The organism is Maribacter confluentis (genome assembly GCF_030505015.1).
GTDB lineage: Bacteria > Bacteroidota > Bacteroidia > Flavobacteriales > Flavobacteriaceae > Maribacter > Maribacter sedimenticola.
On record NZ_JAUKUC010000001.1, the window covers coordinates 4,318,214 to 4,334,130 of the forward strand.

Here is a 15,917-nt window from a genome sequence, read left to right on the forward strand (position 1 = left end):
AGTATTACAACATGATTCCTCCAGAGGCCTCAATACGTTGTCCGTTGATCCAACAGCTATCTTCGGTGCATAGAAATGCTACAATACCACCTATATCCTCTGGTTCGCCAACGCGGCCCAATGCAGTATTTTGACTAATTAAGGCTCTTTTTTTATCGTTCTCTTTATTTTCGCCACCGCCAAAGTCTGTGGCCACAGCACCTGGAGCAACAACATTGGCCCTGATTTTTCTATTGCTTAATTCTTTTGCCAAGTATCTTGTAAATACATCGACCGCACCTTTCATACTGGCATATGCAGACGAGCCAGGCAGTGAAAAGCGTGCCAATCCTGAAGAAATATTTATGATTCCCCCGCCATCGGTCAACAACGGTACGGCATGCTGGGTAAGGAAATATACACCCTTTATATGAATGTTCATCATCTCATCAAAATCACTTTCGGTGGTATCCAAAAAGGGCTTATAGATACCCGTTCCCGCATTATTGATCAGGTAATCGAACGTATTTTGCTGGAACGTATCCTTTAGGTGCGTAGATATGTTCTTGAAGAAAGTGTCAAATTCCGCTACTTTGCGCGTATCCAATTGTAAGGCTATTGCTTTTTGCCCCATATCTTTAATAGAACGCACCGTATCCTTTGCGGCATCTTCATTGGAATGGAAGGTAAGTATGACATCCAAACCTTTTTCCGCAATGCGCAGTGCCATTTCTTTTCCCAACCCTCTACTACCTCCTGTTACCAATGCTATTTTTCGCTTTTCCATGTTTCAATAGTTTATGGTATCAAAGTTAAAAATAGTTATCAAATATGCCCTCTCCCGGATTATGGATTTCAGGTCTTTGGATCTCTTCTAAACAGCTCGATCAAATCGAAAACTAAAACACAAAAAATTACCCAAATGGCACCGGCTATAAAACCACCGGCAATATCAGATGGAAAATGGACACCTAAATAGATTCTACTGATGCCAATACTTAGAATTATAAGTGCCAAAAGAAACATAAGTAAAACCTTTGCCACTTTTTGTATGTTGAATTTATACATCAAAAACATTAGAAAACCATAAAATGCCATGGCACTCATGGCATGACCACTGGGGTAACTTAATGTTTCTACGGAGACCAAATGTTCAATTCCAGGGCGCGCACGGTCAATAAATCGTTTCAACATCATATTGGAAACTGTTGCCAAACCTAACACTAACGTAGCCTGTACTACGTATTTCCACCGCCTAAAAACCAAAAGTGACAGTAACAAAAAAATTGCCAGAACAATTAAATAACCGTGAAAATCCCCTACATCTGTCATGAATATAAAATATTTTGTCAATGCCGGTGTACGGTATGAAATTATATAATCGGTAATCTGAGTATCGTACATGGCCAAGGTCTCGGTCTTTAAGGTATCTGTAAGTTCAATAAACAGGTTTATTCCACCTACTACCAAAATTAAGGCAACGACAACCGTAATCACATACGGTAAGGTTGTATTGTACTGATGTAATTTTTTTTCTAAAAACTCCCGTAGTTTCTTTATAAACGTAAAAAGTGATTGCTTCATAATCAACAATAATAAGACCGTAAACTTAGCGGTATTTGCTTAAATCTAATAGTACAATGCATTGGATAAATGACTCTTTTACGTGTTATTTTGAAATTTTAATAGTTTGGCGATATAGGTATTTTTGGTTGGGTAAGCGCCTAAACCGTATCTTTATACCTTAAAAAACCTGTTATAGACTATGAATTCACCCAATTGGAAAACTGCTATTGAATTTGATGATATTACCTATAAAAAATGTAATGGTGTAGCCCGTATTGCTTTTAACCGACCCAATGTTCGTAATGCGTTTAGACCGCACACTACAAGCGAGCTGATCAAGGCCTTTTATGATGCGCAGGAAGATACGTCAATTGGTGTGGTACTCTTATCTGCGGAAGGACCTTCCATGAAAGACGGAATCTGGTCTTTTTGTAGTGGTGGTGATCAAAAGGCTAGGGGAGAAAAAGGATATGTGGGTGCTGATGGGCAACACCGTCTTAATATTTTAGAAGTACAGCGTATGATCCGTTTTATGCCAAAGGTGGTCATTGCCGTAGTCCCGGGTTGGGCCGTTGGTGGTGGACATAGCCTGCATGTTGTATGTGATATGACATTAGCCAGTAAGGAGCATGCCATATTTAAACAAACCGATGCCGATGTTACCAGTTTTGATGGTGGATATGGCTCTGCTTACCTCGCAAAGATGGTGGGACAAAAAAAGGCACGTGAAATTTTCTTTTTAGGAAGAAACTATTCTGCCCAAGATGCCTTTGAAATGGGTATGGTAAATGCCGTTATACCCCACGATGAATTGGAAGATACCGCTTTTCAGTGGGCCCAAGAAGTATTGGAAAAATCGCCTACCTCAATTAAAATGTTGAAATTCTCCATGAACCTCACAGATGATGGTATGGTAGGCCAGCAAGTATTTGCGGGTGAAGCAACCCGTTTGGCATATATGACGGAAGAAGCCAAAGAAGGTAGGAACGCATTTCTTGAAAAGCGTAAACCTGATTTTGGAAAAGACAATTGGCTACCGTAGGTTGGTTGATGGTTTTCCGTTGATGGTTGTCTGTTGATGGTTGTCCGTTGATGGTTGTCCGTTGATGGTTGTCCGTTGATGGTTGTCCGTTGATGGTTGTCCGTTGATGGTTGTCCGTTGATGGTCGCTAGTATAAAACGCTTCGCGTTTTTGTACACTTTAAGTGATACATAATACAGAGTACATCATTTATGTATTCAGAAACTGACTACTGCTACTGGAAACTGATAACTGGAAACTGCTAATGGAAACTGATAGCAGTAAACTGAATTACCCTAAACTAAAAAGAGTCTAACCATTTGAAGGTCAGACTCTTTTACGAGAACACTATATGAAAATGAAAAAATTTAATTCGTTTTTTATAACACTGTAAATGTAGAAATGATCCTTAGTTTTGAGAAACTATTGTTGCCACATTAGAGGATTCTGTTGTGAAAGGGCTCAAAAATGTGGTTTTGTAGGAAAAAAGCTAAACTTTTTGTTTTTTATTGAATAGCCAATAAAATTTCGGACAGTAAGGTATTGTATTGTTCATCGGTTTGTTCTTCCAAGCCGGTACGGACCACAACCATATCTTTTGAGGGAATGATAAAAACACGCTGACCTTGAAATCCGTTCGCAGAATATACATTGGTTGGTATATCCGGAAAAATTCCACCGGCATTCAACCAAAAATGTCCACCATATTTACCGTCGGAATTTTGTGTAGGTGTTTTGATATAGTCCACCCACTCCTTTGAAAACAGTTGGTCACCGTTCCAATTACCGTTATGTAAGTACAATAGTCCAAATTTGGCCCAATCTCGCGTAGTGGCCCAAGCGTAAGAAGAGCCAACATAGTTTCCCTCCAAGTCTGTTTCCAGTAACATGGAATGCATTCCAATTCTATCAATAAGTTCTTTGTATGGAAAATCTAAATACGTTTGATGGCTACCAAACTGATTGCGAAGAATACCCGATAAAAGATTACTGGTGCCTGAGGAGTAGTTCCAGATTTCACCGGGTGGGGCAATCATTTCGTTCTTGCGTTGTGCAAGGGTCATATCAGAATCTAAAAACAGCATTTTCGTAACATCCGATATTTTAAAATAATCCTCTTCCCATGCCAATCCGCTTTGCATACGTAGCAAATTGTTAATGGTAATGGCCTTTCTCCCGTCATTTTGCCATTCTTTAATGGGAGCTGGAGCAGTGACATCAATTTGTCCTTGGTATTGCAATATCCCGTATAATGTTGCCAGAACGCTTTTTGTCATAGACCACCCTAGAATTGGAGTATCCTCGGTAAATCCATTAATATACCGTTCACCAATAATCTGGTCTTTATAGACTACCAATAATGTTCTTGTTTTTTCCTCGGGATGTTGAAAGGCATTGTTTAGCGCCACCTCCACCTGATCATAATCAACATTGGGCAATAGGGTATCGGTCAGGCCATTGTTTCCATAGGGAAAAGGTAAGGTATCTTTTTTTGTTTTTCTGTGAGGAACCGTATTGAACGCATGTTGGCTATATTCTTTATTGGTCAATACCGCACCCAATCCCTCTTTATAAAATGCCGTTCTTTCCATTAATCCGTAGACTTTTGCACTGGCCGTATGTTCTTGATCTGAAACCGTTGCATTGGCTAATTTTATCAAGGGCATGTCATGATCATTAAATTGAACATCCTCAGTACTTCTACCGGCTACATACACGCTAGATGCCATATTTTTTGCCGCATAACCAGAAATAAGGTTCAGTTTGGGATAATTAAAATAAGCCAGTATTACGACCACTACAAGTATAATACCCAGAAGTAATTTTATTTTTCTCATGCGCAACTTTTCATTTTATGTAAATTTATCAAAAGCAAGCGTATGTCTAACATCGGATTAATAATTGAGGAAAGAAGTAGGGATATTGGTGACTTTCTTGTGGGTAGATTGTTACCATTTAGAAAGAAGAGAATGATAGGCCCTTTTATCTTTATAGACCATATGGACCCTACGCAATTAGGTCCGCACCACTATATGGATGTAGACCAGCATCCACATTATGGCCTATCTACCCTTACTTTTATGCTTGAGGGTGAAATTCTTCATAAAGACAGTTTGGGTACGGAACAGGTTATAAGTCCCGGTGCAGTAAATTGGATGGTGGCCGGTAGAGGGGCAACGCATACGGAACGTACACCGGAAAGCCTACGAAAGGGCAATGAATTTATTGCCCACGGTTACCAGATTTGGGTAGCATTGCCTAAGGATAAGGAGCAAATAGCACCTGAGTTCCATCATTTTACAGCGCAGGAGTTGCCACAATGGACAGACCATAACGCTTCATTTAAATTGATTGCGGGCTCAGGTTATGGGCGTACATCACCCGTACCGGTACATTCCCCTTTGTTCATGATAGAAATAAAGACCGATGAGCCGTATGAATTGGACACCATGAACAACCTTAGCGGTGAAATTGGTATTTGTATTGTAGATGGAAGTATTGAAGCCTGTGGGGAAGAAATAGGAAAAGGTAACATTCTTGTAGCAAAAGTATCGGACACCTGCAAAACGCGTATTCGTGCAGGTAGCCATATTCTTTTATTTGGTGGGGAACCTTTACCGGAAGAGCGCCATATATTTTGGAACTTTGTTTCCTATGATAAGGCCAACCTAGAGAAAATTAAGAAACAATGGGCACAAAGATCGTTCCCTATGATGAAAGGTGAGCAAAGTTATATTCCATTGCCCGGTCTATAGTTTCTCCCAAATCTTATCGGCCGTAAGCCTAAAGTTGCCCAAATGGTCAAAATTACACTCGTGCGGTTGAATTAATGATAAAAATGTACTCTCATCCTTAGATTTATATAGGTGGTAGGTTTTTCCCACTATAGGTTCAAAATTGAACTTTGCACTATAGACCAAATTATTGTATTCATACTTTTCCATTAATACCCTATAGGCTTTTTCCAGCTCTTCATATTGTGCCTTAATTTGGTTATTGGCACTGATAATGTGGCTGTTTTTCCACGAAGTTACGTCTGGCGGGGTTATTTTTGGTGCGGAAACACTAGATGCAAATGGCAGTAATTTTCCATGATATTCCTGTGTTTTCTCATTGTAGACTACATAGTCCGGTTTTTTATCTTTTTTCATAGCAGTACAAATTTAAGAAAAGCCTGCATTTATCCCTTGTTAGATTATTAGGGTATAGGTATCTTCCATTATTAATTGAACCTTTAGGTAACATATTCCTTTCTAATGATCCTTAAAAAAATACTTTTCTTTCTATTTTTTGCTGCCCTGTTTTCATGCAACACAGAAAACAAACCTAAGGAAGTGGTATTATATGAAAGCTATTGTGCCAGCTGTCATATGGCGCCAGATATTCAAGATTTACCAAAACATATTTGGGAGGATAACGTACTACCCGCTATGGCTGCGCGTATGGGTATAATTACCCAAGAAAACCACCCTTATTATAAACTGCCGTTCAATGAACAATCTGCCATTATTAAAACAGGTATTTATCCTTATCAACCTATAATCGATTTAAAGGACTGGGAACTTTTAAAAAATTATATTATTGAGCTTGCTCCGGAAAATTTGCCTTCAAGATCAGATACTATCCATAGTGTACCCCTTACGCAGTTCAATGAACAACCGGTTACTCTGGATAGCGTAAAGGGCAGCTATTTAACATTTTTGGAAGTAGATACATTACGACAACAGATTGTTACGGGATCTAGGTTTGGTGAGTTAATGACGTATGATCTAAGCACCCATACAGCCCAAAATGTCGGATATTTTGATAAGGCTATTACTACGGCCAGATTTGTGGGGGATAGTATTTATGTAACCAATATGGGCGTTATGGATCCTAATGAAATACCTAGGGGACGCACGGTATTAAGACATGGGCAAGCCACGGCTATCTTACAGGATTCCTTACACAGACCGGTGCAGACCATTTATGCAGATTTAGATGATAACGGTACGGAAGAAATTCTACTTTGCGAATTTGGAGACCTTACCGGTAATCTTTCAGTTTTGGTAAAGGACAAATACGGTTTTTATTCCAAGAACATTCTATTGAACCTCCCCGGTGCCTTGCGTGTTGTTGTAAGGGATATGAATAAGGATGGTAAGGATGATTTAGTTGTATTGATGGCACAAGGTGATGAAGCAATGTATATATTTTATCAGCAGGAAGCCTTACAATTTAAAGCGGAAAAGATAATTAGGTTTAGTCCCGTATATGGCTCCAGTTGGTTTGAGCTGGTCGATTTTAACGGGGATGGTTTTGATGACATTATTACCGTTAACGGGGATAATGCGGATAAGTCATTTGTTAGCAAACCGTATCACGGCATGCGCATTCATATCAATGATGGCAAAAATAATTTTAAGGAACACTATTTTCATCCTTTAAACGGCGCCACCCGGGTAATTGCAAAAGATTTTGATGAAGACGGGGATATAGATATGGCTCTACTGGCAACATTTCCGGATTATGAAAACTATCCGGATTATAATTTTGTTTATTTGGAAAATATGAACGGTAATAGCATAGCATTTAAGCAGCAACATTTGGCCAATATAGCCTTGGGTAGATGGTTCTTGATGGATGCCGCGGACACAGATGACGATGGTGATATTGATATTGTACTGAGTGCTATGTCGTTTGGGTTTACTCCGGCAACAGAAACCTTGAACAAGGTTTGGAAAGAAAGCTATACCGATCTGCTAATTCTGGAAAATAAATTACATTAGAGCTTGTGAAGTACAAGGTATTCGTTATATCCATTTTTTTACTCGCTTTGGGATGTAGTCCAAAAGTGGTAGAAAAATATGAATGGATACCTTTAGAGGTCACGGCTACGGCCTATAATTCCTTACCAAACCAGACCTCATACGAGCATCCGGCAATAACTGCGTGGGGAGATTCCATAAAACCAGGTGTAAAATGGATTGCCGTATCTAGGGATTTATTGAAAAAAGGCCTAGCGTATAATACCATGGTTAAAATAGATACTTTGGAAGGTATTTACCTTGTAAAGGATAAAATGCATTCCCGTTGGCGAAACCGCATAGATATCTATATGGACGAAGATGTAAAAAAAGCCAAGGAATGGGGAAAACGAAAAATTACCATTACCTATGCCGTATTAAAGGACACTATTAACAATACCAATCCATGAAACGTGTTTTTATCCTATTAGCCCTATTTCTACTATTTGCATCCTGCTCAACGAGCAAAACCATTTTGGAGCATCCCATTACTTTCAAGGAACAGCGTGAACAACTGACGTTAAATTATTTAAAAGATAGGTATGGCCTCGTGCAAGAAACTCCTAAAATAATACCAAGCATGATTGTTTTGCATTGGACGGTAATTCCCACTTTTAAGGAATCATTTGAAGCTTTTGACCCGGAAACATTGCCTAATTGGCGTCCGGATATTAAGGATATAAGTGGGTTGAACGTGTCTTCACAATTTATGGTAGATAGGGACGGTACCATTTATCAACTATTACCGGAAACTACCATGGCACGTCATGTCATTGGCCTTAACCATTGTGCGATAGGTATTGAAAATGTAGGCGGAACAAATGAATTGCCGTTGACCAAGGCCCAACTAAAAGCCAATATATGGCTGGTAGGTTATCTGAAGAAGAAATATGATATTGATTATTTAATAGGCCATTATGAATATACCCGTTTTGAAAATCATCCGTTGTGGCTAGAAAAAGATGAGGGGTACAGGACTATAAAAACCGATCCGGGTGAAGACTTTATGAAAAAAGTGCGCAGAGCGGTCAGGGATTTAGATTTTAAACCTTTGCCGGCACAGTAAAGCAAATCGTATTTTTATCCTATTAATCAATAAGAACAAATAATAAAACATATGAAACAAATAGCACTGGCACTTTTATGCGCATTACCCATGCTAGGTCTTGGTCAATCATCCGCATTGACCACCCAGTTATATGATACCTACGAAAATTATAAAGAGGGTTCAATTGGGAAGAGAAGGATCAAAAGAGCCGATATACAGCCACTAATAGCTACGTATAGTAGCAACCCCAAATTCAAGGTTTCTACCGTGGGCCGATCAATAGGAGGTAAGGAGTTAAGCTTAATTAGTTTGGGTACGGGAGACGTCAATGTTTTTCTTTGGTCACAAATGCATGGTGATGAGCCTACCGCTACACAGGCTATATTCGATATTCTGAATTTTTTTGACAGTAAGGATTTTAAAGAAGAAAAAGAGGCCATTTTATCCAATCTCAGCATCCATTTTTTACCAATGCTAAATCCTGATGGAGCTGAACTTTTTCAACGACGTAATTTGTTGGGCATAGATATAAACCGTGATGCGCTTAGGTTACAATCGCCCGAATCAAAAACCTTAAAAAGGGTTCGGGATAGTCTAGCGGCGGATTTTGGCTTTAACCTTCATGACCAAAGTACCTACTACAATGCCGAAAGGACCGACAAACCGGCAACGATATCCTATTTGGCACCAGCTTACAACTATGAAAAGGATATCAACGAAGTACGTGGCAATGCCATGAAAATAATAGTTTTCATGAATTCCATCCTTCAAAAATATGCTCCGGGACAAGTTGGTCGCTACAATGATGATTTTGAACCACGTGCCTTTGGTGACAATATTCAAAAATGGGGTACAAGTACTATTTTAATAGAATCTGGAGGCTATCCTAACGATACCGAAAAACAGGAAATAAGAAAACTTAACTATGTGTCCATTCTTTCCGCAATATATACCATTGCCAAACAGAACTATAAAGAAATAGCTATAGGTGAATATGAAAAAATTCCGGAAAACGACCGTAAACTCTTCGATTTAAAAATAACCAATGCCAGTTATAACTTGATGGGGAATTCATATAAAATTGATGTAGGCATCCATCAGGTTGAAGTGGATTATGCAGACCATAATTCTTTCTGGTACAGTAGCCGAATTCTTGATCAGGGAGATCTTTCTACCTATTATGGTTATGAAACCTTAGATGCTACCGGTTACACCTTAAAACAAGCTACAGCGTATCCAAAAACCCTAAATACCCTCAACGAGGTACAAAGTTTGGACTTTGGTCAATTATTGAAAGATGGCCACGCTTATGTTCGTATGTCCACGATACCGGCCAAACAACTTAACTCGCCTTTTCCGGTTCATTTAATTGGTGCCAATTATAAAATACCGGAACTTAAACTACAACCAGGTATAAACCCAACCTTTTTTCTGGAAAAAGATGGCCGTTTGGAGTATGCGGTCATTAATGGCTTTTTGGTCAATCTATCACAATCAAATATTGAGGTGCCCAATGGCATGATCTATAAATGATTGCTCAAAAAATATTGAATATAAAAAAAGGGATGGTTTAACCATCCCTTTTAAATTTATAACCTAATTAGAAGATTACTCAGCATCTAACAATGCAAAGAACTTATCCAAATTAGGAAGAATAATGATTTTGGTTCTTCTGTTTTTTGCCATGTTTTCCTTAGAATTGTTTTCTACCAATGGCAAATAACTACTTCTACCTGATGCAATTAATTGAGATGGGTCAACACCATATTCCTTCTGTAATTTACGTACGATAGAGGTGGCACGTTTTACACTTAAATCCCAGTTATCCGTAACCATTGGGGTATTGATAGTTCTAGAATCCGTATGGCCTTCAACCATTACTTCCATACTTGGCTCTGATTTAATGACATCTGCCAATTTCTTTAAAATAGAATTTGCCTTACTGCTTACATTGTAACTGGCCGTATTGAACAAAAGTTCATCAGAAATATTGATCATCACTACCGTTTTATCAATACTTACGTTTACATCTTCATCCTCATCTGATATGGATTGTTTTAGCTTATAGGACACCGCCAAGTTCATAGAATCCTGTAGTGTTTTTGCGCCTGCCAATTTTGCCGGGTCTACATTCTTCAACGTATTTCTCATTTTGGCTTTGGTGTTGTTACTCATTACGGTAACATCGTCAACGCTGGTAAATTGGCTATCGTTCATTTCTTTCAATGAATTGATCTTAGCGTTGTACTCTTCTACACGGGCTTCTATTTTTGACATTTGAGCCTCTAATTCTTCTTTTTCAACCTGTGTTTTTTGAAGCGTGCTCTGTGTCTGTGAAAGGTTGTCTTCTAAGGCAACATATTTCTTCTTAGAAACACATGAAGTAAGCAATGCTACCGAAAATATAGTAACCAAGGATAATCTTTTCATTTTATATATTTTAAATTAATAATTGTGTAATCGGTTTTATATACGGGGCAAATCGGTAAACGGACGTTTTGTGTCCATGCACCTACTTTAAAATTAAGTGTGATTTTAACGCCAACAAAATGAGTATCAACATGTTGTTGGTGCTGGAATAAAACAAAAAAAAAGAAGCGTATTTACGCTTCTTTCCTTGTGATTTCATATTAAACTTATTCGCAACCTCCGGTAAATCCGTTGGCACTGAACTTGGTCTGTACCGCACCTTTTCTGGCTCCGGTATTAAGTTCTATGGCCAAATTATTATCACCGCTACCATCTCGTTTAGGGCTACAGTATTCAAATAAATAATAGCTATTGGCCCTTTCGGATACTTTTTCGGAAATATCCCTGAACGTACGCTCCAGTTCATCTTTGTTCTGTGCAAATACACTGGCGGTCTTACCTATATCGGTCAAGACCTCTGTATCGATCTCACCACCTAATCCTATACTGAAGAAAGAAATGTTGGCATTTGCTTCGTTCACTTTCTTAAGGGCGGCGTTTTCGGTATAACGAGATGCTTGATCCGTACCATCCGTAAACAAAACAACGGAGGCAGCTCCAATTTTACCACCTGCGGTAGAAGTTTTTACCAAATCCGATGCTATATCGGTAGATTTAATTACCGCACCATATAAATCTGTAGATGGATCGTTACTGATATCATCGGTTATACCATCTATAGATGCGATTAGTTCATCTTTAGAAGGGGTCAAAGCATTCAATAGGTGAAGTTCATCTTCACCATCAAACCAATAGATAGCCATTTTTACGGACTCTTGGGTGGTAGATGGCATTACGGCGTCAATAAAACTGGTGGAGGCCAATTTTAATTCCTGCAAGCTACTGCTCAACACGCTATTACTTAAATCTAACACCAATAAGGTATTGTTAGAGAATATTTGGGAATTTGGAGAAATCCTTGCAGAAGACTCAGAGGTGGAAATGGTTTTGAAACAATCATCATTACGTCCTTGCTCATAAATGGTAAATTGATTTGCCGTTAAGCCTGGAACGGGATTTCCGCTTGTATCGGATACTCTAAAGAAAACGGACACTTTTCCAGGCAATGTGGTATACTGTTCCTGAATGGAAAGCACCAACTCACCTTCTTCCAATCCTAAGCAATCATCTACCGGCTCTCCTTTCCCTAGACCGTCCCCAAGATTCAGGTCCAAACTTACATCATCATCTGCATTACCACACGAAACCAGTAAAGACAGTACAAAAAACACACTGAAGGTCTTTAAAAAATTTTTCATATTCAATATTTATATGTTCAACTAGCAGAACGGACAAAGTGTATTTAAATTATAGAAGATTTTAAAATTAATGTTAAAGATTGTTAAAGATGAATTACCTGTTTATATTGAAAAATTAAAAGCCCATAATTTTAGTAGCTTTATAGCAAATCTAATAAAGTCCTAAGCTATATAAAATGTTACTTATAAACATAATACAATAAATGACCCACGAACTTAAGACTATTTTTAATGCGTACGAATTGGCAAAAAAAGAAAATGTTAGTTGTGTTCTGGCAACCGTAGTTTTTCTTGAAGGTTCCTCGTATAGAAAACCAGGTGTCCGTATGCTGATCCGTGAAGATGATACAATGATCGGAGCTGTCAGTGGTGGTTGTGTGGAAAAAGAAGTACTTTTTCAGTCACAGTCCGTCTTTAAGGACCATTCTGCCAAATTAATGACCTATGACGGTCGCTTTCGTTTAGGGTGCGAAGGTATTTTGTACATCATGTTGGAATTTTTCTCTCCAAACGAATCCGTTGTACATGCCTTTAAAAAGGTAATAGAGAATAGAATGGACTTTACATTATCAACAACATATGAGAAAGAATTTGGGCAATTAAATGGTTATGGTACCTTTATAACACTAGGTGCAAAAACATATCCTTTAAATCCTTACACCAAGCAACAGTCTAACGCGCACTCCTTTGAGCAAACAATGCCTCCTTGCAAACGGTTATTGCTTATAGGTGGTGAACATGACGCGGTTCAGCTAGCTCACTTTGGAGTTAGTATGGGTTGGGAAGTAAGGGTGGCCGTAACTCCACAAGAGAATAAGTCCATACTGGATTTTAAGAATATAGATGAATTATTGAATTATGAACCCGAACTATTCCCCGTAGAACAAATAGATGAAGAAACGGCTGTGGTACTTATGACGCATAGCTTTGCCAAGGATTTAAAATATCTAATGGCCTTAAAAAATGTAAAGCCTATGTACTTAGGTGTTTTAGGACCTATTAAAAGGAGGGAAAAATTACTGGACCATCTATTGGAACAGGATATGGACATTTCTGTAGATTTCCTTGAATCTATTCATGGTCCTGCCGGATTAAATATTGGTGCAGAAACGCCTCAGGAAATTGCAATTTCAATTTTAGCGGAAATACTAACGGTTATTAGGAAAACCGAACCCATGATGCTAAAAAACAGGGCACAAAAACCGGTTTAATGATTTCTGGAAAAGACATAACTGTTTTAATAATGGCCGCAGGGGAATCTAAACGCATGCAGGATATTAAACAACTTTTACCGTGGAAAGATTCCAATTTCTTATTAGAGATCATAAAAACAGCCAAAAATAGTAGGGTAGGCTCGGTACACCTTGTTTTGGGCGCTCATGCAGCGCGTATTGTGGATAAATGTTCCCTCAACGACCTCCATGTTGATTATATGATAAACCCCAATTGGCAAATGGGTTTGGGAAATAGTATAGCATATGGTATAAACCATTTACTTTCATTGGCATCCAGACCGCAAGGTATTTTAATTTGTCTTGCGGACCAACCATTAATGACATCCGATTATTTAAATTTAATGGTGGAAAATTTTATACAAAATCCAAATAGAATAATTGCGACCAATTATACCCAAAAAACGGGTGTACCGGCTTTGTTTCCTATTACCTTTTATGAAAAACTTTCCCAGCTTAAAGATGATTATGGGGCCAAAGAAATATTGAAACGTTATAGAAAAGAGACCATTGGCCTAAATGCAGGAAAAGGAATTATTGATATAGACACTAAAGCGGCATACGAACAACTAATTACAGATACCCAATAACCAACATGATAATTAATATGATGTACCACCTTAAAGCAATACTAATCTCCAGTGTTTTCCTTATTCTAGTTAATTTTGCATATTCCCAAGAATTGGGATTTGAAGAGTATAACCCTATTTCTACATTGGTTATACCGGGCAAAGAAATTAAAACGGCCAAATTTCCATTTATTGATGTGCATAGCCACCAAAGGGATATGTCAGTAGAAGCACTTACGGCATTGGTAAAAGATATGGACGCCATGAACGAAGCCATAATGGTGAACTTAAGTGGACGTTCAGGTGAAAGTCTTAAAGAGAAAGTTGACAATATCAACAAAAGTTATCCCAATAGGTTTGTTGTTTTTGCCAATGTGGATTTTGAGGGAGCAAAGGATTTACAGTGGGGCAAAAAGGCTGCCGCCCAGTTGGAACTGGATATCAAGAACGGGGCTAAAGGCTTAAAGATTTTTAAGAGTCTAGGTTTGCGTAATAAAGATGCCGATGGAAATCGTTTGGCAATTGACGATTACAGATTAGATCCTATTTGGGAAAAATGTGCGGAAATGGGCGTCCCAGTATTGATTCATGCAGCTGACCCCAAATCATTTTGGGACGAAATGAATGCGGAAAACGAGCGTTGGTTAGAATTAAAAACACATCCTAGAAGAAAAAGGTCTGCCACGGATCCGGCACCTTTTGAACAAATTATACAGGAACAGCATAACGTTTTTAAAAAACATCCAAAGACCAAGTTCATTAATGCTCATATGGGATGGCATGCCAATAATTTGGAAAAGCTAGGCGAGTTACTTGATGCAATGCCCAATATGAATGTAGGTATATCTGCCGTAATTGCGGAGTTGGGTAGACAACCACAGCATGCAAGGGCATTTTTTATTAAATATCAAGACCGTATCCTGTTTGGTAAGGATAGTTGGAAACCAGAGGAATTTCCGACATATTTTAGGGTGTTGGAGAGCAATGATGAATACTTTCCGTATTACAAGAAATATCATGCCTTTTGGGCAATGTACGGGCTTGATCTACCAGACGATGTGTTGAAGAAAGTATATTATAAAAATGCGCTAAATCTCATTCCAGGACTGGATAAATCCTTGTTTCAGGAATAAGATTACACTTTTTTCAATACTACTACATCCTCTGCTTTGACAGGGATATCCTTAGTATCTTGAAAAATACCACATGATATTTGCTTCTTGGCTAGTGCAGCGGTTTTTTTACGTTTTGTCAAAGCCTCAATTTCCTTGTTTAAAAATTGCATAACCTAATAATTTTTAAATAAAACGAACATTTGTGCCCTATGTTGCATAGACAGTTTTAAATATATGCTAAACAGCTGGTTATCGTTATCCTAACCATAATGGGATAGACGTTATGTACGAACCAAACGATAGCAAAAAACAAAAAAATTATAATTATCTGTGACAAAAAGGTTTGTTCATATACCAATAGGGAAAATAACGGTTGTACATGTCCAAAGAAGTTGAATTTACCAATTTGATAAGAGATCATCAAGGTTTGTTGTTTAAGGTTACCTCTATATATACCGATACCAAACAAGACCAGGAAGACCTTTTTCAAGATGTGGTATTTCAGTTATGGAAGTACTTTGATTCGTTCAGGAATGAGTCTAAAATTACCACTTGGATGTATAAAGTTGCCATGAATACGGCCATTACTTTTTTAAAAAAAGATAAAAGAAGACCGGATTCCGTTTCTATGGCAGATACAGTTTCACAAATTATGGAACCTGGCAATGATGACGTATATGAAGAGCGATTACGGTTGTTATATGCACATTTAAAGCATTTAAATCATTTGGACAAAACCTTGATTTTTCTTCTACTAGAGGCAAAAAGCTATAAGGAAATAGCAGAAATAACTGGGTTACAGGCCAGTAATGTGGGAACGCGAATCTCAAGAATCAAACAAAAATTAAAATCTAACATGATAAAATCATAAT

17 protein-coding genes are annotated in these 15,917 nt (G+C 38.2%); 10 read left to right on the forward strand and 7 right to left on the reverse strand.

Annotated elements, in window-relative coordinates:
* Positions 1-4 precede the first annotated feature (4 nt).
* Both Q2T41_RS18960 and Q2T41_RS18965 read right to left on the reverse strand, forming a co-directional pair.
* The gene (locus Q2T41_RS18960) at positions 5-766 is read right to left on the reverse strand and encodes an SDR family NAD(P)-dependent oxidoreductase (protein ID WP_304437363.1); all 762 of its coding nucleotides are present in this window, start codon (positions 764-766) and stop codon (positions 5-7) included.
* 68 nt (positions 767-834) lie between these two features.
* Positions 835-1,563 (reverse strand): phosphatase PAP2 family protein, encoded by a 729-nt coding sequence (locus tag Q2T41_RS18965; protein WP_089260411.1) that lies wholly within the window; start codon positions 1,561-1,563, stop codon positions 835-837.
* A gap of 181 nt (positions 1,564-1,744) precedes the next feature.
* Here Q2T41_RS18965 and Q2T41_RS18970 point away from each other — a divergent pair, with 181 nt between their 5' ends.
* Positions 1,745-2,587 carry a 1,4-dihydroxy-2-naphthoyl-CoA synthase gene (locus tag Q2T41_RS18970; RefSeq protein WP_304437364.1) on the forward strand — a complete coding sequence of 281 codons (843 nt, stop codon included), beginning with the start codon at positions 1,745-1,747 and terminating at the stop codon, positions 2,585-2,587.
* A 485-nt stretch (positions 2,588-3,072) separates the two neighbouring features.
* Here Q2T41_RS18970 and Q2T41_RS18975 read toward each other — a convergent pair whose 3' ends face one another.
* Positions 3,073-4,404: a serine hydrolase domain-containing protein gene (locus tag Q2T41_RS18975; RefSeq protein ID WP_304437365.1), complete on the reverse strand. Its 1,332-nt coding sequence runs from the start codon at positions 4,402-4,404 to the stop codon at positions 3,073-3,075.
* 42 nt (positions 4,405-4,446) lie between these two features.
* Between Q2T41_RS18975 and Q2T41_RS18980 the strand changes: the two genes are divergently transcribed.
* Positions 4,447-5,322, forward strand: a complete 876-nt coding sequence (locus Q2T41_RS18980) for a pirin family protein (RefSeq protein WP_304437366.1) — start codon at positions 4,447-4,449, stop codon at positions 5,320-5,322.
* Here Q2T41_RS18980 and Q2T41_RS18985 read toward each other — a convergent pair.
* Positions 5,317-5,718, reverse strand: a complete 402-nt coding sequence (locus Q2T41_RS18985; RefSeq protein ID WP_304437367.1) for a DUF2452 domain-containing protein — start codon at positions 5,716-5,718, stop codon at positions 5,317-5,319. The two genes, Q2T41_RS18980 and Q2T41_RS18985, sit on opposite strands and share 6 nt — an antisense overlap.
* 183 nt (positions 5,719-5,901) lie before the next feature.
* Between Q2T41_RS18985 and Q2T41_RS18990 the strand changes: the two genes are divergently transcribed.
* The 4 genes from Q2T41_RS18990 to Q2T41_RS19005 are packed head-to-tail and all read left to right on the forward strand — an operon-like array spanning position 5,902 to position 9,934.
* Positions 5,902-7,335 (forward strand): FG-GAP repeat domain-containing protein, encoded by a 1,434-nt coding sequence (locus tag Q2T41_RS18990; protein ID WP_304437368.1) that lies wholly within the window; start codon positions 5,902-5,904, stop codon positions 7,333-7,335.
* A gap of 5 nt (positions 7,336-7,340) precedes the next feature.
* Positions 7,341-7,763, forward strand: coding sequence for a 3D domain-containing protein (locus Q2T41_RS18995; RefSeq protein WP_315897737.1), 423 nt, complete (start codon positions 7,341-7,343; stop codon positions 7,761-7,763).
* Positions 7,760-8,419 (forward strand): N-acetylmuramoyl-L-alanine amidase, encoded by a 660-nt coding sequence (locus Q2T41_RS19000; RefSeq protein ID WP_304437369.1) that lies wholly within the window; start codon positions 7,760-7,762, stop codon positions 8,417-8,419. Before Q2T41_RS18995 ends, Q2T41_RS19000 begins: the two co-directional genes overlap by 4 nt.
* A gap of 51 nt (positions 8,420-8,470) precedes the next feature.
* A complete protein-coding gene (locus Q2T41_RS19005) occupies positions 8,471-9,934 on the forward strand; it encodes a M14 family metallopeptidase (RefSeq protein WP_304437370.1) in 1,464 nt (487 codons plus the stop codon).
* 75 nt (positions 9,935-10,009) lie between these two features.
* Here the strand turns inward: Q2T41_RS19005 and Q2T41_RS19010 are convergent, their stop codons facing one another.
* Positions 10,010-10,831 (reverse strand): OmpA/MotB family protein, encoded by an 822-nt coding sequence (locus Q2T41_RS19010; protein WP_144800507.1) that lies wholly within the window; start codon positions 10,829-10,831, stop codon positions 10,010-10,012.
* Between the two features lie 206 nt (positions 10,832-11,037).
* Positions 11,038-12,129, reverse strand: a complete 1,092-nt coding sequence (locus Q2T41_RS19015; RefSeq protein WP_304437371.1) for a vWA domain-containing protein — start codon at positions 12,127-12,129, stop codon at positions 11,038-11,040.
* Positions 12,130-12,332: 203 nt separating this feature from the next.
* Between Q2T41_RS19015 and Q2T41_RS19020 the strand changes: the two genes are divergently transcribed.
* From Q2T41_RS19020 to Q2T41_RS19030, 3 genes are read left to right on the forward strand one after another with little or no spacing between them, the layout of a single operon-like run.
* Entirely contained in the window at positions 12,333-13,340 is a 1,008-nt protein-coding gene (locus Q2T41_RS19020) for an XdhC family protein (RefSeq protein ID WP_304434021.1), read from the forward strand.
* A complete protein-coding gene (locus tag Q2T41_RS19025) occupies positions 13,340-13,951 on the forward strand; it encodes a nucleotidyltransferase family protein (RefSeq protein WP_304437372.1) in 612 nt (203 codons plus the stop codon). Before Q2T41_RS19020 ends, Q2T41_RS19025 begins: the two co-directional genes overlap by 1 nt.
* A gap of 5 nt (positions 13,952-13,956) precedes the next feature.
* Positions 13,957-15,063, forward strand: a complete 1,107-nt coding sequence (locus tag Q2T41_RS19030; RefSeq protein ID WP_304437373.1) for an amidohydrolase family protein — start codon at positions 13,957-13,959, stop codon at positions 15,061-15,063.
* A gap of 2 nt (positions 15,064-15,065) precedes the next feature.
* Here the strand turns inward: Q2T41_RS19030 and Q2T41_RS19035 are convergent, their stop codons facing one another.
* Positions 15,066-15,215, reverse strand: coding sequence for a hypothetical protein (locus tag Q2T41_RS19035; protein ID WP_304434028.1), 150 nt, complete (start codon positions 15,213-15,215; stop codon positions 15,066-15,068).
* Between the two features lie 209 nt (positions 15,216-15,424).
* Between Q2T41_RS19035 and Q2T41_RS19040 the strand changes: the two genes are divergently transcribed.
* Positions 15,425-15,916, forward strand: coding sequence for an RNA polymerase sigma factor (locus Q2T41_RS19040; RefSeq protein ID WP_304437374.1), 492 nt, complete (start codon positions 15,425-15,427; stop codon positions 15,914-15,916).
* Position 15,917: the final 1 nt, after the last annotated feature.